The following is a 295-nucleotide window of genomic DNA, read 5'->3' as shown; positions in this document are numbered from 1 at the left end:
GTATACAAATACAGCGCCACGGACTCCTTCCCAACCGCCTCCTATCAAGCCAGCAACTACTGGGTGGATGTCGTATTCACCCCCTCGAACAGCCTATGGAACAACGCAGCGGTCCCGGCCGTCCAATCCCAGCCCGATGCCAATGCCAGCACGGCCGGCGTGAAATTCAAGGCGACCACGGCCGGAACCATCAACGGCATCCGCTTCTACAAGGGTCCGCAGAACACCGGGACGCACGTCGGAAGCCTGTGGACCAGCAGCGGCCAGCTGCTCGCGAGCGCGACCTTCACCAACG

At 62.0% G+C, this 295-nt stretch carries 1 protein-coding gene; it reads left to right on the top strand.

Annotation, left to right across the window (positions count from 1 at the left end; all coding sequences use genetic code 11):
• On the top strand, positions 1-295 hold a 295-nt coding region (locus tag IG98_RS49985; RefSeq protein WP_037973151.1), incomplete at both ends, for a DUF4082 domain-containing protein.

Source organism: Streptosporangium amethystogenes (assembly GCF_000721075.1).
GTDB lineage: Bacteria > Actinomycetota > Actinomycetes > Streptosporangiales > Streptosporangiaceae > Streptosporangium > Streptosporangium amethystogenes.
Note: the sequence above shows the minus strand (reverse complement) of the source record. Positions and strands in the feature narration are given on the sequence as shown.